An 18,220-nucleotide genomic window follows, 5' to 3' on the forward strand; every position below is an offset into this window, starting at 1 on the left:
GGTGTGGCGGGTCACCTCATGTTCACAGTCCCGGAACGTCCGGCGTCACGGAACGTCCGGTGTCCCGGAACGTCCGGTGTCACGGAGCGGCGTTCAGCGTCACGGAGCGCGGGTCGAAGCCGAAGGGCAGCTCCAGGCGGTGGGCGCGCATCAGCTTCTCGTCGCAGAGCAGGTCCTGGGTGCGGTCGTCGGCGGCGATGACGCCCTCGCTGAGGATCACCGCGCGCGGGCAGAGCTCCAGGGCGTACGGCAGGTCGTGCGTGACCATGAGCACGGTGACGTCCAGGGACCGCAGGATGTCGGCGAGTTCGCGCCGCGAGGCCGGGTCCAGGTTGGAGGACGGCTCGTCCAGGACGAGGATCTCCGGCCGCATGGCGAGGACGGTGGCGACGGCGACGCGGCGGCGCTGGCCGAAGGAGAGGTGATGCGGCGGCCGGTTCGCGTACTCCTCCATGCCGACCTGCTTCAGGGCCTCGGTGACGCGTTCCTCCAGCTCGGCGCCGCGCAGCCCGGAGGCGGCGGGGCCGAAGGCGACGTCCTCGCGGACGGTGGGCATGAAGAGCTGGTCGTCGGGGTCCTGGAAGACGATGCCGACGCGGCGGCGGATCTCGGCGAGGTTGCGCTTCTCGACGGGGAGACCGGCGACCCGGACGGTGCCCGCACCGGCGTCGAGGATGCCGTTGAGGTGGAGTACGAGGGTGGTCTTGCCGGCGCCGTTGGGGCCGAGCAGGGCGACCCGTTCGCCCCGGGCGACCGTGAGGTCCACCCCGAAGAGCGCCTGGTGGCCGTCGGGGTAGGCGTACGCGAGGCCGCTGACCTCCAGGGACGGGGGCGGGGACGGGGCGGCGGCGGTGGGCTGACTCATAGGGTCCATCCCAGCAGACAGACGGCGAGGGCGAGCACGGGGAGTACGGCGGCGTGCGCCCACTGGGTCCGGGAGGCGGTCACCTCGTCGATGACCGGCATGGAACCGGCGTAGCCACGGCTGACCATGGCGAGGTGGACGCGTTCGCCGCGCTCGTACGACCTGATGAAGAGCGCGCCCGCCGTTTTGGCCAGGACACCCCACTGCCGTACCCCGCGCGCCTCGAAGCCCCGGGAGCGGCGGGCGATCGACATCCGGCGCATCTCGCCGGTGATCACGTCGCCGTACCGGATCATGAAGGAGGCGATCTGGACGAGCAGTGGCGGCAGCTTGAGCCGCTGGAGGCCGAGCAGCAGCGAGCGCAGTTCGGTGGTGGAGGCGAGGAGCACGGACGCGGCGACGCCGAGGGTGCCCTTGGCGAGGACGTTCCAGGCGCCCCAGAGGCCGGGGACGCTGACCGAGAGGCCGAGGACGTGGGTCTGCTCGCCGGGCACCACGAACGGCATGAGCAGCGCGAACGCGACGAACGGCACCTCGATGAGCAGCCGCTTGAGCAGGAAGCCCACCGGGATGCGGGCCAGCGCGCTGACCGCGCCGAGCAGCACCGCGTACAGCCCGAACGCCCACACCGACTCGCGCGGCGTCGAGACGACGACCACGACGAAGCAGAAGGCGGCGGCGATCTTGCAGTGCGGCGGCAGGTCGTGGACGGGCGAGTGACCGTGCCGGTAGAGCTTGTGCGCGTGCCCGGCGGCACCCGGGTACGGGGCCGGCCCGGGCCGGGGGCGTGGGTGGTTGCTGCGCGTGGTGGGTTTCCACGGAGTACCGGCGGCCACGTCAGACACTTTCCTTGTCGCGCGTGGTGTCCGTGGGGGCGTCCGGCGTGCGGCGGCGGCGGACCACGTAGAAGACTCCGCTGCCGACCGCGATCGTGGCACCGACCCCGATCACTCCGGCGAGGCCGCCGGAGATCCGGGCGTCGGACACGTCCTTGACGCCGTAGTCGGCGAGCGGGGAGTCCTTGGCGGCGTGCTCCTCGGTCTTCTTGTCGATGCCCTGGTCGGCGGCGACCTTCTCCAGGCCGTCCGGGTCGGCGGAGGCGTAGTACGAGACGAAGCCCGCCAGGACGAGGGCGGTGACCAGGCCGGTGGCCCAGACCCCCCGGTGGGAGCGGGCGGCGACCGGGGCGACGGGCTGCCGGGCTGGGGCGTCGACGAGTTCGCCGTCGACCCGGAGCTTGAGCGAGGAGGTGAGCCCGCGGGCGCCGTGCACCAGGTCGGGGCGTACCGCGATGACGGCTCCGACGGTCAGCGCGGTGATCACGGCCTCGCCGATACCGATCAGGACGTGGACCCCGACCATCGCGGTGAGGACCTTGCCGATCGGGATGTCGGTGGTGCCGCCGATCCAGTAGATCAGCGTGAAGGCACCGGCCGCGGCCGGTACGGAGACCAGGGCGGCGACGAAGGACGCGGCGGTCACGGAGCGGCGGGTGCGCGGCAGCACGCCGAGCAGTCCGCGGAAGAGGGCGTACGCGACGACCGTGGTCGTGATGCCCATGACGAGCACGTTCACGCCGAGCGCGGTGAGGCCGCCGTCGGCGAAGAGGATGCCCTGCATCAGCAGGACGACGGTGACGCAGAGCACGCCGGTGTACGGCCCGACCAGGATCGCGGCGAGCGCCCCGCCCAGCAGATGTCCGCTGGTGCCCGCCGCCACCGGGAAGTTCAGCATCTGCACGGCGAAGATGAACGCGGCGACGAGACCGGCGAGCGGAGCGGTGCGCTCGTCCAACTCACGGCGGGCGCCCCGCAGGCTGACGGCGACCGCACCCGCGGCGACGACTCCGGCGGCAGCGGAGACGGGCGCGTTGATGAATCCGTCGGGTACATGCATGGGAGGGGACTCCGCTTCCTGCGATCCTGCGTTGCTGCGGACAGTGTCGTGAACCGCTCAATGATAGGTCCTTGTTGCAAACCCTTCGCAAGAGCGCATGCGTCACAGCTGCCCGTCCCCCGCTTCCCCGCTCCCCTGCTGCCCCGCTCCCCGCTCCCGTTGCGGGGATATATGGGACATTGGATGTTAAGCAGCACGCACAGGAGGAGTCGTTCCATGCCCCCCGTGATCCATGAACAGGCAGACGCCTGGCTCGTCAACGACACCCCCGACCTCCCGGCGGTCCCGGTCGACCTGCTGTACGACGCCGACAAGGACCCGCGCACCGTCCATGTCGCTTTCCCCGGCGGCGACGACTGGGCGTTCGCCCGCGATCTGCTTGAGGGCGGACTGCGTTCCCCCATCGAGCGCGGCGGCGTCCGCGTATGGCCCTGCGGACGGACGCAGCTGGTCGTGGAGGTGCACTCGAAGGAAGGCGTGGAGGTGGTGCAGTTCGACAGCGCGCCACTGATCCGCTTTCTGCACCGTACGCACACCGAGAACGGCAGACCCACGCACGACGTGCCCGCGTGAGCCGTCGCAGGACGCGCCCGCAGGACGCATCCGCATGACAGAAACCCCCGTGCCGCTCGCACGGGGGCTTCTGTGACTGCCCCGGTCCCCCGTCCCCACAGGTAACCGGCGCTTCCGGGGCCGCGCTCCGCTCAGACGCGGACCCGGAGGCTGATTGCGGCTCGGGCCGTACGGCTCAGACCCGGGTCAGCTCGCGCTCGTCCCCGGCGTCACCGCGTCCGGTGCCGGCCGCCGGCGTCTCGTCGAGCTGCTCGCGCAGCCCCTCGCCCTCCACGTCCACGTTCGGCAGGATCCGGTCCAGCCAGCGCGGCAGCGACCAGGCGCGGCGGCCGAGCAGGGCGAGGACCGCGGGCACGATCGCCATCCGGACCACGAACGCGTCGAAGAAGACGGCGATGGCGAGCGAGAAGCCGATCATCTTGACCATCTGCTCGCTGGACCCGATGAAGCCGGCGAAGACCGCCATCATGATCACGGCCGCGGCCGTGACCACCCGGGCGCCGTGCCGGAAGCCGGTGACGATCGCCTGGCCGGGCGTCTCGCCGTGGACGTACGCCTCGCGCATCCGGGTCACGAGGAAGACCTCGTAGTCCATCGCGAGACCGAAGACCACACCCACCATGAAGATCGGCATCATCGACATGATCGGACCGGTCTGCTCCACCCCGAAGAGCGAGCCGAGCCAGCCCCACTGGAAGACCGCGACGACCGCGCCCAGGGCCGCGACGACCGAGAGCAGGAAGCCCAGGGCCGCCTTGAGCGGCACCAGCACCGACCGGAAGACCACCATCAGCAGCAGGAAGGCGAGTCCGACCACGAGCGCCAGATACGGCAGCAGCGCGTCGTTCATCTTCTGCGAGAAGTCGATGTTCATCGCGGTGGAGCCGGTGACCAGGACCTCGGCGCCGGTGTCGGACTTGATGTCCTTGCCCGCGTCACGGATCGAGTGGACCACGTTCTCCGTCTCGACGGAGCTCGGCCGGTCCTTCGGGACGACGGTGATCATCGCGGTGTCACCGGCCTTGTTGAACTGGGCCGGGGTGACGGCGACGACGCCCTTGATGCCGGAGATCTCGTCGGTGACCCGCTTGGCGGCGGTCTTGCCGTCGGAGCTGTCCGCGGTGTCGACGACGACCATCAGCGGCCCGTTGAAGCCGGGGCCGAAGCCGTCGGAGAGCAGGTCGTAGGCGCGCCGCTGGGTGGTGCCGGTGGGCTGGGAGCCCTCGTCGGGCAGGCCCATCTCCAGGGACGCGGCCGGTACGGCGATCGTGCCGAGGCCGATGACGCCGACCAGCAGCACCCACACCGGCTTGCGCAGCACGAACCGCGCCCAGCGGGTGCCCATGTTCGGCTTGTCCTCGGCCCCGCCCGGCGCCTCGGCGGCCTTGCGCGCCTTGCGTCCCATGACCCGCTTCCCGGCGAAGCCCAGCAGCGCCGGGACCAGGGTGAGCGCGATGAGGACGGCGATCGCGACCGTGCCGGCCGCGGCGAAGCCCATCTTCGACAGCATCGGGATGTTCACGACGGCGAGGCCGACCAGCGCGATGACGACGGTGAGACCGGCGAAGACGACCGCGGAACCGGCGGTGCCGACGGCCCGTCCGGCCGCTTCCTCGTGTTCCCGGCCCTCGGCCAGCTCGGCGCGGTAGCGGGAGACGATGAACAGCGCGTAGTCGATGCCGACCGCGAGGCCGATCATCATCGCGAGGGTGGAGGTGGTGGAGCCCAGGTCCAGCACGTTCGCCAGCGCGGTGATCGTCGAGACGCCGATGCCGACGCCGATCAGGGCGGTGAGCAGAGGGAGCCCGGCGGCGATCAGCGAGCCGAAGGTGATGACCAGCACCACCGCGGCGACGGCGACACCGATGATCTCGGTGACCCCGGTCTCCGGGATCACCATGAGCGCGTCACCGCCGATCTCCACGGTCATCCCGCTCTTCTGCGCCGCGTGGCCCGCGTCCTCCAGGGCGTCCCGGGTCTCGTCGGTCAGCTCCATCGAGTTGACCTTGTAGGAGACCGAGACGTACGCCGTGGAGCCGTCCTTGCTGACGGCGCCCGCGGTGTACGGGTCGGTGACCGAGGCGATCTGGTCCGAGCCCGACTTCAGCTCGCCGACGACCTTGTTCACCTCGGCCTTGTTCGCCGGGTCGGCCATCTTCTCGTTGTCGGGGGCCTTGAAGACGACCCGGGCGGTCGCGCCGTCGGCACTGCCCCCGGGGAAGCGCTGTTCCAGCAGGTCGAAGGCCCGCTGTGCCTCCGTGCCCGGAATCGAGAAGGAGCTGGAGGTGGCGGTGGACGCGGAGGCCGCGCCGAATCCGGCGAGCGCCAGCAGTGCCACCCAGATCAGGGCGACATAGCGGCGGCGCCGGAAGGCGAGCCGTCCGAGCTTGTAGAGGAATGTGGCCACGGAGTGGTACTCCCGGTCAGGTCGTGAGTGGAAAAGGGCGTGAGGAACCAGCCCGACGACGAGAGCGGCGTGTCAGGTGGGGCTTGGGGAGGGGGCCGTGCAGCGGGGACCGACCGCGCGAAGCGGTCCGGGGTCGGAAGCCGAGGGGTCCGGGGGCCGGATCCCAGGGTTCCGGGGGTCAGACTCCGAGAGCGGGGAGAATCACGGAGTCGACGTAATCGGTGATGAACGCCTGGTCGACGGCACGGTCCTCGACCAGCTGCCGAGCGGTGAAGGCACCGATCAGCATGTGCGATACGTATTTCAGCGCCGGGTTGTCCGGACGCAGTTCACCCCGGTCCACGGCTCGGCGCAGCAGCGTGTTGAGGCCGGTCATCTCCGGCTCGATCAGCAGCTCGCGCAGGGCCTGGAGCAGATCGGGATTGTCGTGGACGGCATGGGTCAGACCCCGCATCAGCGCGGAGTTCTTCTCCATCTGGCAGTCGTCGCTGCGGCTCAGTGCCGCGTGGAAGTCGCCTCGCAGCGATCCGGTGTCGATCTCCGCGAGAGACACCGGCTTGTTGTGCCGCAGGGCCGTGACGACCAGCTCGGGCTTGCTCCCCCACTGGCGGTAGAGGGTGGCCTTGCTGGAACGGGTACGGGCGGCGACGGCGTCCATGGTCAGGGCGTCGTAACCGACTTCGCGGAGCAGGTCGAGCACGGCGGCGTACAGCTCGCTCTCGCGCTCGGGCGTGAGCCGGGTGCGTGCCATGTGTCGACCTCCTGTTCGGGTGTTCGTGGCGTCAGTCTCTCGTACGCCGGTCAATTGCTCGTACACCAGTCAATCGAACGAAACTGTTTCGTACACATAGACGTTACCCCGCCCGCCCAGCGAAACGAAATCGTTTCGCTTGTGTTCCGCACCACAACCGGTCCCGCACCACGAGTTGCCGGGGCCCTCCCGCGCGGAAAGCATTGGAGGGTGAGTGACGACGTCGCGTATCTCCGTTTCCCGCACCTCCACGACGACCTGCTCTGCTTCGCGGCCGAGGACGACCTGTGGGTCGCCCCCCTCGCGCCCGAGGGGGAGCGGCCCGGCCGCGCCTGGCGGCTGACCATCGACCGGACCCGGGTCAGCCACCCGCGCTTCTCCCCCGACGGCAGCCGGATCGCGTACACGACCTGGCGCACCCTCGATCCCGAGGTCCATCTCGCGCCGGTCGACGGCGGGCCGGCCCGCCGGCTCACCTACTGGGGCTCGACGGACACCCGGGTCTGCGGCTGGACCCCCGACCCGGAGGAATCCGCCCACATCCTCGCGGTGTCCTCGCACAACCAGCCCTTCTCGCACGTCTCCTGGGCCTACAGCGTCCCCACCGACGGCAGCCCCGGCGGCAAGCTGCCCTGGGGCCCGGTCTCCGACATCGCGGTCGCCGACATCGACGGCGAGCGGCGCACCCTGTTGCTCACCGGCACCCCGCCGCACGAACCGGCCGCCTGGAAGCGGTACCGGGGCGGCGCGACCGGCCGGCTCTGGCTGCACGGCAAGCGGCTGCTGCCGGACATCGGCGGCCATCTCGCCTCCCCGATGTTCGTCGCCGGCCGGATCGCGTTCCTCTCCGACCACGAGGGCGTCGGCAACCTCTACTCCTGCCGGCCCGACGGCGGCGATCTGCGCCGCCACACGGACCACGACGCCTTCTACGCCCGGCACGCCTCCAGCGACGGGCACCGGGTCGTCTACCAGTGCGCGGGCGATCTGTGGCTGGTGGACGACCTGGCGTCGCCGGACGCGGTGCCCCGGAAGCTGGCGGTCCGGCTCGGCGGGCCGCGCACCGGACGGCGTATCCACCAGGTCCCGGCCGCCAGCAACGTCGACTCGCTGTCCGTGGACGAGACGGGCCGGGCCAGCGCGGTCACCGTACGAGGCAGCCTGTACTGGCTCACCCACCGCGACGGCCCCGCCCGGACCATCGCCGACACCCCGGGCGTCCGGGTCCGGCTGCCCGAGATGCTCGGCAGCGGCGGCCAGGTCGCCTACGTCACGGACGCCGACGGCGAGGACGCGATCGAGATCGCGTACCTCCCGCGCGCCAGCGGCGACCGCGGGCCGCGCCGGCTGGCCTCCGGGCAGATCGGCCGGGTGCACGAGCTGGTCGCCGACCCGGACGGCGAGCGGCTGGCGATCGCGACGAACGACGGGCGGCTGCTGCTCCTGGAGACGGACGAGGAGACGTCCACCGGCGAACCCACCGAGCTGATCCGCTCCATCAACGGCCCGGTCCGCGACATGGCGTTCTCGCCGGACGGCGCCTGGCTGACCTGGTCGCACCCCGGGATCGGCCGCTCGCTGCGGCAGATCAAGCTGGCCCGCATCCTGGGCACCGGCGCGCCCGTGATCGTCGATGTCACCAACGGCCGCTTCGAGGACGAGAACCCCGTCTTCACGGGCGACGGACGCTATCTCGCCTTTCTCTCCTGGCGCGGATTCGACCCGGTGTACGACGTCCACACCGGCGACCTCTCCTTCCCGCTGGGCTGCCGCCCGTACCTGGTGCCGCTCTCGTCCGCCACGCCCTCCCCGTTCGCCCTCTCCCCGGAGGGGCGCCCGGCGGCGGGCGGTCTCGACCCGGCCGACGACATCCCCGACGTCGGTACGGGCGAGGGGCCGTCGACGGTCACGGTCGAGTTCGAGGGCCTGGAGAACCGGGTGACGCCCTTCCCGGTCTCCGCGTCGAAGTACTCGGCCCTGCACCCGGTGAGCGGCGGCGGGCTGGTCTGGTTGCGCTGGCCGATCTCCGGCGCGCTCGGCGAGACCTTCGCCAACCCGGCGGACATGTCGGGCCGCCCCACCCTCGAACACTTCAACATCACCAAGGCCAGGAAGACCGAACTGGTCGGCCATCTCGACTGGTTCGCGGTCAGCGGCGACGCGACACGGCTGGTCGTCATGGACGAGGGCGAGCTGCGCGCCGTACCCGCCACCGAGGCGGGCGACAGCGACACGACCGTCTACCTCGACCTGCGCCGCATCCTGCACGAGGTCGACCCGGCGGCGGAGTGGCGGCAGGCGTACGAGGAGGGCGGCCGCATCATCCGCTCCTACTTCTGGGACCCGGACATGTCCGGCATCGACTGGACGGGCGTGCTCGACCAGTACCGCCCGCTGGTCGAACGGGTGGCCTCCCCCGACGAGTTCGCCGACCTGATGCGCGAGGTCCTGGGCGAACTCGGCACCTCGCACGCGTATGTGACCCCGGCCCGCCGCAACGAGGGCCCGCCGCACTACCAGCGGGCGATCGGCCTGCTCGGCGCGAACCTGGTGTGCCGGGACGGCGACTGGATGATCCGGCGCATCCTGCCGGGCGACTCCTCCGACTCCAAGGCCCGTTCCCCGCTCGCCGGTACGGGCATCCGGGAGGGCGCGGTCCTCACCCATGTCGACGGCCGCCCGGTCGATCCGGTCGCCGGCCCGTACCCGCTCCTCACGGCGGCGGGCGGCACCACGGTCGAACTCACCTTCCGCCCGGCCGAGGGGGATGGCCGCGCCCGCCGGGTCGCGATCGTCCCGCTGGTCGACGAACGCCCGCTGCGCTACCAGGACTGGGTGGCCAAACGCCGTGAAGTGGTGCGGGAGTTGAGCGGCGGCAAGTGCGGCTATCTGCACATCCCCGACATGGGCGGATCGGGCTGGGCCCAGTTCAACCGGGACCTGCGCATGGAGGTGTCCCGCCCGGCCCTGATCGTCGACGTACGCGGCAACGCGGGCGGCCACATCAGCGAGCTGGTGGTCGAGAAGCTGACCCGCACGATCCTCGGCTGGGACCTGACCCGCAACGCCCAGCCGGTCAGTTACGCCTCCAACGCGCCCCGGGGCCCGGTGGTCGCCCTGGCCGACGAGGCGACGTCCTCCGACGGCGACATGATCACCGCCGCGTTCCGCCTGCTGAAGCTCGGCCCGGTGGTGGGCCAGCGGACCTGGGGCGGCGTGGTCGGCATGACCGGCCGGACCCGGCTGGGCGACGGCACGGTGATCACGGTGCCGATGAACGCGGCCTGGTTCGACACCTACGGCTGGTCGATCGAGAACCACGGTGTCGAACCGGACCTGGAGGCGCTGCGCACCCCCCTCGACTGGGCGGAGGGCCGGTACGCGGTGCTCGACGACGCGGTACGGGTGGCCCTGGACCTGCTGGCCGCCCATCCCGCGTCGACCCCACCGACGTACGACGACGTCCCGGACCGGCGGCGGCCGCCGTTGCCGCCGCGGTAGTACGGGGTGGGCACGGGCGGTGCGCAGTTGAACGTTCCCCCGGCCTTCAGCGGGAACGCGCAATCTGCGCTGCGACGGATCAGCCGGCCGACGCCCCCGTGCCCTCGCGAGTGATCTGCCTCACGCCGTGTCACAGCCGTCCGCCGTCCGGTGTCTTGATGCCGAAACCGGGCAACGGACGGAGAGAGATCATGGACAGGAACACCGACGTGGTCGTCATCGGCGGGGGTTACGCGGGCGTCACCGCGGCCAACCGGCTGGCACACGACGAAGGCGTGGCCGTGACGCTGATCAACCCGCGCCCCGACTTCGTCGAGCGCATCCGCCTGCACCAGCTGGTCGGCGGCAACCATGACGCGGTCGTCGACTACGGGGAGGTCCTGGCCGGGAACATCCGGCTGGTGGTCGACAGCGTCGCGACGATCGACGCGGCCGGGCGCCACCTGGAACTGACGAGCGGCGACACGGTCGGCTACGACTACCTGATCTACGCGGTGGGCAGCGGCAGTGCCGAACCGGACGTGCCCGGCGCGGCGGAGTTCGCCCACCCGATCGCCACCCTGGAGGAGGCGCGGCGACTGCGGCCGGTCCTCGCCGCCGCACCCGCGACGGCCCCGGTGACCGTGGTCGGCTCCGGCCCGACCGGCATCGAGACCGCCGCCGAACTGGCGGAGGACGGCCGCGCCGTGACCCTGGTCTGCGGCCAGGAACTCGGCCCGTATCTGCACCCCCGGGGCCGCCGCTCGGTCGCCCGGACCCTCGCCGGACTCGGCGTGACCGTGGTCGAGGGCCCCGGCGCGAGGGTGGCGGCCGTGACCCGCGATGCCGTACGGCTCGACGACGGCCGCGAACTCCCCAGCCGGGTCACCGTCTGGGCCGCCGGATTCGGCGTACCGGACCTGGCCGCCCGCAGCGGGCTGAGCACCGACGCCGTGGGCCGCCTGCTCACGGACGGGACGCTGACGAGCGTGGACGACGCGCGGATCACCGCGGCCGGGGACGCGGCGGCACCGGTGGACGTGCCGTTCCGGATGAGCTGCCAGGCCGCGGGCCAACTGGGCTCGCGCGCCGCCCGCACGGTGCTCAGCCGGATCGCGGGCGAGCGACCCGCACCCCTCAAGGTGCGGTTCGCCGGCCAGTGCCTCAGCCTGGGCCGCCGCGCCGGGATCTTCCAGTTCGCCTCCATGGACGACCGTGCGATCCCTCTGCTTCTGACCGGCAGCCCCGGTGGGAAGCTCAAGGAGTTCGTTTGCAGGACCACCGTCAAGCAGTTGGCGAACGAGGCACGCAGGAACGGTCCGCGCCCCGCACGCGACGAGGCACCGACCGCCGCCGGGCGGACGGCCTGAGGGCCAGGACCCGACAACCGAGAGCCGAGAGTTGCAGAAAGGCCAGACGTGAACGACGACCCCGACGAGCGCGCCATCACCGACCCGGCGACCGAGGCTTTCGTCGCCCACCGCAACCTCCTCTTCACCGTCGCCTACGAGATGCTCGGATCGGCGGCCGACGCGGAGGACGTCCTCCAGGAGACCTGGCTGCGGTGGGTCGAGGTCGATCCGGAACAGGTCCGTGACCCGCGCGCCTACCTGGTCCGGATCACCACCCGCCAGGCGCTCAACCGGCTGCGCACGCTGTCGCGCCGCAAGGAGGCGTACGTCGGCCCCTGGCTTCCCGAACCGGTGCTCACCGCGCCGGACGTGGCCGAGGACGTCGAACTCGCCGAGAGCGTGTCGATGGCCCTGATGCTCGTCCTGGAAACCCTGTCACCGACGGAGCGCGCAGTCTTCGTGCTGCGCGAGGTCTTCGACGTCGACTACGACGAGATCGCCGCCGCCGTCGACAAGAGCGCCGCCGCCGTCCGTCAGATCGCCCACCGCGCCCGCCGGCACGTCGATGCCCGCCGTCCCCGTGCGGCGGTCTCGGCGAGCGCCTCCCGGGCGGCCATGGATTCGTTCCGGCGCGCTCTGGAGACCGGGGACCTCCAGGGCCTCCTCGACGTGCTCGCCCCCGACGTCGTCCTCCTCAGCGACGGCGGCGGCATCAAGCAGGCCGCCCGACGGCCGATCATCAGCGCCGACAAGGTGGCCCGCTTCCTCATCGGCAACTCCGGCAGGACCACCGCCACGATCACCATCAGCCCCACCCCGGTCAACGGCAACCTGGCATTCGTACTGCGCCTGGACGACGAGATCGACGGCGTCGTGGCGTTCCGGATCGAGGACACCCTCATCACCGGCCTCTACTACGTACGCAACCCGGAGAAACTGACCCGCGTCGAGTCCGAGACCCCGCTCACCCTGCACTGACCTCCTTCACCTGTCCGCCCCTCGCCCCCACGGGCCCGAGGGGCGGACCGCCGCCTCCTGCCCCCGCCTGGCGGGCGCCCGCAGCTCGCACCAGACCGTCTTCCCGTACGGCCCCTGCTCGACGCCCCACCGCAGCGCCAACGCGTCCACGAGCGACAGTCCCCGCCCCGACTCGTCGCCGGGACCGGCGGTGCGCGGCGTCGGCCAGGCGCACGGCTCGGGATCACTCAGTTCGACCCTGACCCGACCGGTGCACGTACCGCTGACCCGGAGCGTCACCGGCGTCCCCTCCCCGAGGTGCACGATCACATTGGTCAGCAACTCGCTGACACAGAGCAGCAGATCAGGCGAATCCACACCCCCGCACCGCTCCCGCAAGGGTGTGCCGCAGCTCCGGTACGGCCTTCGGCACGGCGAGCAGATCCACCGTGAACGGCAGCGGAGTCATCCACCGGCCGCCGAACGCAGCACCTCGGCCATCCGGCGCGCGGTCGCCACATCGCAGTTTCCGAGCGCCACCAGCGGCGGCCGCGTCGTCCTCGCGGCGAGGGTCAGCGGATCGACCCCGAGCGACGGCAGGGCGATGCCGTGCACGGCGAGTGCGGCACGGAGCGCGTCGATGTCCGGGCCGATGTCGTGGGCGGTGAGGCCGTACGTGTCGTCCATGGGGGGAAGTCCACCTTTCGTTGCTGACTGTGACGAACGCCTCACACGCTGCCGCATCGGCCTCTACCGTGAAAGGACTTCCCGCTCCACAACGCACAGCGCGAAAGGCGGTCAACGGTGGCCACACGCAAGGAGATCGACGGCTCGGCGGGCGTCCCGCAGTTCTACGGCAAGGAACTCCGCTTCAAGCGGGAGGAGGCGGGCCTGACCCTGGAGAAGCTGGTGGACGGCAGCTTCTACGGCATCACGTACCTGAGCGAGATCGAGCACGGCCACCGCCGGATGCCGGTGGATCTGGCACAGCATGTGGACCGGGTGCTGAAGACGGACGGGTTCTTCCAACGGCGGTGCGAGGACGCACGGAAGGCCAAGCAGGGGGCTCACTCTTCGTATTTCGCTGCGGTTGCGGAAGCAGAGATGCGAGCGCGGACCATCAGCGAGTGGTCCGGCACGCTAATCCCTGGCCTGCTCCAGACCAGGTCGTATGCCGGTGCCGTCATCCGCTCCGCGCACTCCACGGACACGCCAGAAGAAGTCGAAGCCAAGATCGTCGCCCGGCTGAATCGGGCCCGTCTCTTCGATGACCCCAAAAAACCCGAGTACTGGGTGATCCTGCACGAGTCCCTGGTGCACCGCTCCATCATCCCGCCTGTGGAGATGGCCGAGCAGCTGGACCACATCGCCGCCCTGATCCGCCGGAACCGTGTCGTTGCACAGATCCTTCCGTGGAACGGCCCGACCCGCGCCCTCTCGGAACTGCCCCTCTTCCTCATGGATTTCGACAACGAACCGCCCCTGCTCTACACCGAGGGTCCCTACCACGGCCAAACCATCGACGATCCGTCCATCGTGGTGCGCTACCGCAAGGCATACGATCGGCTGAGGGCCGCCGCCTTGCCGCCGGAGGCGTCCCTCGACCTGATCGAGAAGGCGGCTGAGGAGTACCGAAATGGCCAGCATCGGTCCTGATCTCCACCTGGCTACATGGCGCAAGAGCAGCTACAGCAACGGCGATGGCGGCAACTGCCTTGAGGTCGCCGAGGAGTTCGCCCGCTGGCGCAAGAGCAGCTACAGCAACGGCGATGGCGGCGACTGCCTCGAAGTCGCGGACGGTCACCAGGACCTCGTCCCCGTCCGCGACTCCAAGCGCCCTGAAGGCCCCGTGCTGGTCGTCCCCGCGTCCGCCTGGACGCCGTTCGTGGAGTCCGTCAAGGTATAACTCGGGGGATAGCGGTCAGGCCGCCGGTTCGGGATCGGGTCGGCGGCAGGGGGTGCACAACCCATCGCAGAAGGCTTCCGGCCTTGCAGGCCACCCGCATTCGGTGCACTCAATCATCAGGCGGTGTACGGGAGTTTCCGACGCGACCGGGGCTGTGGCGGGCAGACGGGGCGGGAGCTTGTCGCGGAGGCGGCGGCGTACGAGACCGAAGGGCGAGCCCACAGACTCGGGAAGCCCGGCGGTCAGAGCACGCGTCAGATAGTCGGTATCCACACCCGCGCGAACCACTCGGCCGCCAACTCCTCCCGCGCCGCACAGTCCGCCGCCGAAAGGGCCAGACGGGCGTCGGTGCGGCCCAGGCGGGCGAGGGCTGGTCCGCAGCCGGCTGCGGCTCCGGCTCTGCGATGCGCTGCTGCGGTACCGGCACCGGCACCGGCACGGAAACGGCGGGCGCGGCAGCCTCCACGGTCTCCATGACCTCTGCGGTCTTCCCCGGCGCGGAACGGCGTTCCCCCGCGGCGAGGAAGGCATCCCACCACTCGCTGTCACGGGCGACCCTCGACCAGAAGGTGCGGGGGAAAGTTTCCCCAAACCCCCAACCAACCACTTGAACGACACCGGAAAGCCGGGCTCCGGGCACGACTGTTGCGGACGTACTTCGGTTGACAAGATGAGAAGTTGATGAAGCAACGGTTCATCAAAGTGAGCGAGGTCGAAGTGATACGGCGCAGGAACTTGATGGCTTCGGGCGTGGCAGTTGCTTTAGCAGGTGGAGGTGCGGCTGCCTACGGGCTGGCAGACAGGGGCGCTGCAGGGGACAGTGCCGGCTCCGACGACTCGGTCGGCGTTCCGGTCCAGTTGCGTGGAATTTTGCCGGAAAAGTACGTGGCGTTGATCGCGCTTGATATCGGACGGCCACATGGCGCATTGAGAGAACTGGTGAAACAGGCTCGTGTCGCCGCCGAGCCGGACACGTCTGTGGGGTTCGCCCTTGGGGCGACACTTTTCGGACCTGAGAAGTCGATTCCTCGCCAACTCAAGGCCATGCCGCACTTCACCGGCGACCTTCTTGATCCCGCCATGTCGCATGGAGACGTTCTTGCACACGTGGCGAGCGACAAGGCCGCAGCGATACAGAAGACCGTCGAGCGCCTCAGAAACGCCACCTCCCCGCACTGGACGATTCGGTGGCACATCAATGGCTCTCGTCCCGCCAACCGGGTCAAGGACGGCAGGGGCCTGGCCCGTAACCCGTTCCACTTCACCGAGGGCTTCGGCAATCCGGGCACCGAGAGAGAATCCCTCGGCCGTGCACTCACTTCTGCCGATCAGGACGAACCTCAGTGGGCCGTGGGTGGCAGCTACCAGGTTGTGCGCATCATCCGGTTCGCGACCGATCTATGGGACAAGGACTCGGTACGAGAACAGGAACGGATCATCGGCCGTCGACGCGACGGGGGGTGGCTCGACGGCACGCCGGCCGACGAACAGCCCAACTTCGCGGCCGATCCGACCGGCAGGCTCACCCCGCTTGATTCCCATGTACGCCTCGCAGCCCCTGACCGCCGCACTCCCCCACCGATCGTGCGGCGCAGTTACAACTACGACCGGGGCAACGGCGATACGGGGATCATCTTCTCCTGTTTCCAGCGAGATCTGGCCCAAGGGTTCGAAGCAGCCCAGAAACGCCTGGAAGGGGAACCCCTGGCAAAGTACTTGCTGACCACGGGCGGCGGGTATTTCTTCGTCCCCCCGCACGGCGACAAGTGGATTGACACGCTCAGCTAGGCTCGATCTCGCATCCACCACGTAGTTTCCGAACGCGTACAGGTGTCCGGGTCGACGGCGTGGTCCGCGCGGGGCCACCAGCCCCGTGGATCAGCCGAGATGCGGCTGGTCGCGCCGCTCCATGAAGTGCCGGAGCCGGAGCCGCTGAGTGTGGCGCACGGTCAGGTGACAGCTCGCTTCGGGCGGCACGAGCCGGAGTTCGGCGGACTCGTCGAAGATCTCCAGCCGACCGCCGGAGATGCGAGCGGAACACCAAGCCATCAACGCCATGGGCAATGCCCTCGGCCCAGCCATCGACGGCTCACCTGCCACGACAACTTTCCGCTGACGTCGTCGTCGCTGTTTCCGTCAAACCTCCCAGGAGCCCGCCAAAGATTCCGGCGGGCATTGGGAGAGGTCAAGCTGTGCGTCTATTCGGGCTGAACTTCAGATCCCTTGGATTCCCCAGGGTCGCTACCCGAGACGTGGGTCCACTGTCAGATACGGGCTGGTTTCTTCGGGAACCATCGTTTCCGGAAGCAGGATGGCGCGCTTCCCAGTGACCTCGCTGAGCAGCGACATGAAGTGAATAATGCGGACCAGGTCGTCATCCGAACGAACGTCGCGAGGATCCCCCTGAAAGTCGACAAACTCCACAGAATAGAAATCGGTCGACCAATTCTGCCCCGCAATTTGGATGATCAGGCGACAGCCGGGGTCCCCACTCAAGCGAACCTCAGAAATTTCGACAGGAGAGCCTGACTCAAGATCCAGGATCGAAAATTTGTTTACACCTCGACTGATCGCATCAAGCACGCGGCGCCATTCATCAGCACCAGTACCCAATACATAGATCTCGATCAGTCCACCTTCCTGCATGCGAATCTGCGCAAGAAGATCAGGCGACTTGGTCAAGATGTCAGTGATCCAGGAATCCAACGAACCCACCTCCATCCTTCCATCGGGCACCGATATCAGGGAGAAGGAAATCAACGACCGGACCATGCTGGGGATGCGTCCACGTTTGAACGGCTGCGCGAGGATTGGTGAGAACGTCATCGATCAGATGATGCGACACGTGGATTCGATCCTTCCCGGACCCCAGCGGTATCAGCGAAGTATTCGGTCGCCCCATATGTTTTTGGTACGCCCGGGACGCAGCGGAGTCGCCAGCATTTCCGCGCAGAGGTCTTTTGGCCGCTTCCCCTAGCTTGTCGAGATCCGGCCCGCAATTGTGCACAAGGACCGGAGTTGCCCCCGCCAGCGCATAGTACGTGTGGAAGTCCGCGACGGTGAGGTTGTAGACCGTGGTGGATGTGGTGCGGCGGGTGACTGCAGTGATCTGTACCCAGGTGCCGCTGCTCGTCTGGAGCCACTGACCGGCGGTGAGTTCGTCGGCTTCGATCCAGCGGTTCAGGGCGGGAACCCAGAAGGGGTGGCCGTCTGTGGCCGTCAGGGAGTGGGATGCGCCCGTGTCGAGGGTGATGTCGACCAGTTGTTTGTCACCTGTGCCCTTGATCAGGGCCGTGACCGGACGGGGGCCGCTTTCGCCGGTTTCGGGGTCGGTGGCCAGGACCTCGTCGCCGATCTGAACATCCTTGATCGGTTTACGGGTGCCGTCTGCGAGGAGAACGGGAGTGTCCGAGGTGAAGCTGTTGCCGACCTTGCGGCACTTGCCGAGGGATGCCCACTTGGTCGCGCCCCCGGCGCCGAGCATGCCGGTTGCGCAGCCCATGGCCGCGGAGGTACCGACCTGGCCCCAGTCGACTTTGCGGCCCGACAGGCGTTGACCGAGCCAGTCGAGGCCGGCTTCGGAGAGGCCGCCGAAGACACAGCCCGCGAGCAGTGGGCTGTTGCCCGAGGGGTCGGTGTAGGTGGTGGGTGAACTGAGTGCGTACTGGTAGAGGTTGGTCCCGCCCGCGTGACCGATCGGGTCCTGGGAGATGAAACGGCCGGTCTCGGGGTCGTAGTAGCGGTTGCGGTAGTGCAGGAGCCCCGTTCCATCGGACTCGCGTCCGGTGAAGGTGTGGGGGTTGGAGGATGCGGCCCCTGAGGTGGTGGACTGGCCGTTGGGGTCGTAGGTGTAGCGGGTGACGACCGTGCCGTCGGTGTCGGCCAGGCCGACGACTGTGCCCAGCGCGTCGGTGAGGTAGATCTGCGTCGCGTTGTTCTCGGTCCGGGTCAGGTACTCGTCCAGACCGGATGTCGCGACCGTGGCCGTTTCAGCTCCTGTGGCGTCCTGTTCCACCAGCGGGTTGGAGCCGTC

17 protein-coding genes and 1 pseudogene are annotated in these 18,220 nt (G+C 69.4%); 7 read left to right on the top strand and 11 right to left on the bottom strand.

What is annotated here, in order from left to right; all coding sequences use genetic code 11:
* Positions 1-79: 79 nt before the first annotated feature.
* From ABZY11_RS06840 to ABZY11_RS06850, 3 genes are read right to left on the bottom strand one after another with little or no spacing between them, the layout of a single operon-like run.
* Complete coding sequence (locus tag ABZY11_RS06840) at positions 80-865, bottom strand: ABC transporter ATP-binding protein (RefSeq protein WP_356478091.1); 786 nt, start codon at positions 863-865, stop codon at positions 80-82.
* Positions 862-1,701, bottom strand: a complete 840-nt coding sequence (cbiQ, locus tag ABZY11_RS06845) for a cobalt ECF transporter T component CbiQ (protein WP_356478092.1) — start codon at positions 1,699-1,701, stop codon at positions 862-864. The genes ABZY11_RS06840 and cbiQ overlap by 4 nt, the downstream gene beginning before the upstream one ends.
* A 1-nt stretch (position 1,702) precedes the next feature.
* Positions 1,703-2,761 (bottom strand): energy-coupling factor ABC transporter permease, encoded by a 1,059-nt coding sequence (locus ABZY11_RS06850; protein WP_356478093.1) that lies wholly within the window; start codon positions 2,759-2,761, stop codon positions 1,703-1,705.
* A 216-nt stretch (positions 2,762-2,977) separates the two neighbouring features.
* Here ABZY11_RS06850 and ABZY11_RS06855 point away from each other — a divergent pair, with 216 nt between their 5' ends.
* A complete protein-coding gene (locus ABZY11_RS06855; protein ID WP_356478094.1) occupies positions 2,978-3,334 on the top strand; it encodes an SsgA family sporulation/cell division regulator in 357 nt (118 codons plus the stop codon).
* Between the two features lie 175 nt (positions 3,335-3,509).
* Here ABZY11_RS06855 and ABZY11_RS06860 read toward each other — a convergent pair whose 3' ends face one another.
* Positions 3,510-5,741 carry an MMPL family transporter gene (locus tag ABZY11_RS06860; protein ID WP_356478095.1) on the bottom strand — a complete coding sequence of 744 codons (2,232 nt, stop codon included), beginning with the start codon at positions 5,739-5,741 and terminating at the stop codon, positions 3,510-3,512.
* A gap of 178 nt (positions 5,742-5,919) precedes the next feature.
* On the bottom strand, positions 5,920-6,492 hold the full coding sequence (locus ABZY11_RS06865) for a TetR/AcrR family transcriptional regulator (protein ID WP_356478096.1): 573 nt from the start codon (positions 6,490-6,492) through the stop codon (positions 5,920-5,922).
* Between the two features lie 210 nt (positions 6,493-6,702).
* On the opposite strand from ABZY11_RS06865, the gene ABZY11_RS06870 reads away from it, so the two are divergent.
* The 3 genes from ABZY11_RS06870 to ABZY11_RS06880 all read left to right on the top strand — a co-directional run bounded on the left by ABZY11_RS06870 (position 6,703) and on the right by ABZY11_RS06880 (position 12,302).
* The gene (locus ABZY11_RS06870; protein ID WP_356478097.1) at positions 6,703-9,993 is read left to right on the top strand and encodes a S41 family peptidase; all 3,291 of its coding nucleotides are present in this window, start codon (positions 6,703-6,705) and stop codon (positions 9,991-9,993) included.
* Between the two features lie 191 nt (positions 9,994-10,184).
* On the top strand, positions 10,185-11,342 hold the full coding sequence (locus ABZY11_RS06875) for an FAD-dependent oxidoreductase (protein ID WP_356478098.1): 1,158 nt from the start codon (positions 10,185-10,187) through the stop codon (positions 11,340-11,342).
* A gap of 48 nt (positions 11,343-11,390) precedes the next feature.
* Positions 11,391-12,302: an RNA polymerase sigma-70 factor gene (locus ABZY11_RS06880; protein WP_356478099.1), complete on the top strand. Its 912-nt coding sequence runs from the start codon at positions 11,391-11,393 to the stop codon at positions 12,300-12,302.
* Positions 12,303-12,308: 6 nt separating this feature from the next.
* On the opposite strand, the gene ABZY11_RS06885 is transcribed toward ABZY11_RS06880, so the two are convergent.
* A complete protein-coding gene (locus ABZY11_RS06885) occupies positions 12,309-12,659 on the bottom strand; it encodes an ATP-binding protein (RefSeq protein ID WP_356478100.1) in 351 nt (116 codons plus the stop codon).
* 87 nt (positions 12,660-12,746) lie between these two features.
* Entirely contained in the window at positions 12,747-12,968 is a 222-nt protein-coding gene (locus ABZY11_RS06890; protein ID WP_356478101.1) for a hypothetical protein, read from the bottom strand.
* A gap of 117 nt (positions 12,969-13,085) precedes the next feature.
* On the opposite strand from ABZY11_RS06890, the gene ABZY11_RS06895 reads away from it, so the two are divergent.
* Both ABZY11_RS06895 and ABZY11_RS06900 read left to right on the top strand, forming a co-directional pair.
* Positions 13,086-13,937, top strand: a complete 852-nt coding sequence (locus ABZY11_RS06895; protein WP_356478102.1) for a helix-turn-helix transcriptional regulator — start codon at positions 13,086-13,088, stop codon at positions 13,935-13,937.
* A complete protein-coding gene (locus ABZY11_RS06900) occupies positions 13,918-14,187 on the top strand; it encodes a DUF397 domain-containing protein (protein ID WP_356478103.1) in 270 nt (89 codons plus the stop codon). The genes ABZY11_RS06895 and ABZY11_RS06900 overlap by 20 nt, the downstream gene beginning before the upstream one ends.
* A 42-nt stretch (positions 14,188-14,229) precedes the next feature.
* Here the strand turns inward: ABZY11_RS06900 and ABZY11_RS06905 are convergent.
* Positions 14,230-14,761 (bottom strand): annotated as a pseudogene (locus tag ABZY11_RS06905) (MarR family transcriptional regulator); the annotation flags it as partial.
* 107 nt (positions 14,762-14,868) lie between these two features.
* Here ABZY11_RS06905 and ABZY11_RS06910 point away from each other — a divergent pair.
* Positions 14,869-15,975: a Dyp-type peroxidase gene (locus ABZY11_RS06910; RefSeq protein ID WP_356478104.1), complete on the top strand. Its 1,107-nt coding sequence runs from the start codon at positions 14,869-14,871 to the stop codon at positions 15,973-15,975.
* Between the two features lie 90 nt (positions 15,976-16,065).
* Here the strand turns inward: ABZY11_RS06910 and ABZY11_RS06915 are convergent, their stop codons facing one another.
* The 3 genes from ABZY11_RS06915 to ABZY11_RS06925 all read right to left on the bottom strand — a co-directional run bounded on the left by ABZY11_RS06915 (position 16,066) and on the right by ABZY11_RS06925 (position 18,202).
* Complete coding sequence (locus ABZY11_RS06915) at positions 16,066-16,245, bottom strand: hypothetical protein (RefSeq protein ID WP_356478105.1); 180 nt, start codon at positions 16,243-16,245, stop codon at positions 16,066-16,068.
* Positions 16,246-16,428: 183 nt separating this feature from the next.
* Positions 16,429-16,893 carry a hypothetical protein gene (locus ABZY11_RS06920; RefSeq protein WP_356478106.1) on the bottom strand — a complete coding sequence of 155 codons (465 nt, stop codon included), beginning with the start codon at positions 16,891-16,893 and terminating at the stop codon, positions 16,429-16,431.
* Positions 16,874-18,202 carry an RHS repeat-associated core domain-containing protein gene (locus ABZY11_RS06925; protein WP_356478107.1) on the bottom strand — a complete coding sequence of 443 codons (1,329 nt, stop codon included), beginning with the start codon at positions 18,200-18,202 and terminating at the stop codon, positions 16,874-16,876. Before ABZY11_RS06925 ends, ABZY11_RS06920 begins: the two co-directional genes overlap by 20 nt.
* Positions 18,203-18,220 lie beyond the last annotated feature (18 nt).

The sequence above is a fragment of the Streptomyces sp. NPDC006510 genome, from assembly GCF_040611955.1.
In the GTDB taxonomy this organism is placed as follows: domain Bacteria; phylum Actinomycetota; class Actinomycetes; order Streptomycetales; family Streptomycetaceae; genus Streptomyces.

Bases quoted from the DNA above. Each gene is read 5' to 3' on its own strand.
- ABZY11_RS06840 (WP_356478091.1), bottom strand. From the start codon at position 865: ATGAGTCAGCCCACCGCCGCCGCCCCGTCCCCGCCCCCGTCCCTGGAG.
- ABZY11_RS06850 (WP_356478093.1), bottom strand. From the start codon at position 2,761: ATGCATGTACCCGACGGATTCATCAACGCGCCCGTCTCCGCTGCCGCC.
- ABZY11_RS06855 (WP_356478094.1), top strand. From the start codon at position 2,978: ATGCCCCCCGTGATCCATGAACAGGCAGACGCCTGGCTCGTCAACGAC.
- ABZY11_RS06865 (WP_356478096.1), bottom strand. From the start codon at position 6,492: ATGGCACGCACCCGGCTCACGCCCGAGCGCGAGAGCGAGCTGTACGCC.
- ABZY11_RS06875 (WP_356478098.1), top strand. From the start codon at position 10,185: ATGGACAGGAACACCGACGTGGTCGTCATCGGCGGGGGTTACGCGGGC.
- ABZY11_RS06890 (WP_356478101.1), bottom strand. From the start codon at position 12,968: ATGGACGACACGTACGGCCTCACCGCCCACGACATCGGCCCGGACATC.
- ABZY11_RS06900 (WP_356478103.1), top strand. From the start codon at position 13,918: ATGGCCAGCATCGGTCCTGATCTCCACCTGGCTACATGGCGCAAGAGC.
- ABZY11_RS06910 (WP_356478104.1), top strand. From the start codon at position 14,869: ATGAAGCAACGGTTCATCAAAGTGAGCGAGGTCGAAGTGATACGGCGC.
- ABZY11_RS06915 (WP_356478105.1), bottom strand. From the start codon at position 16,245: ATGGCGTTGATGGCTTGGTGTTCCGCTCGCATCTCCGGCGGTCGGCTG.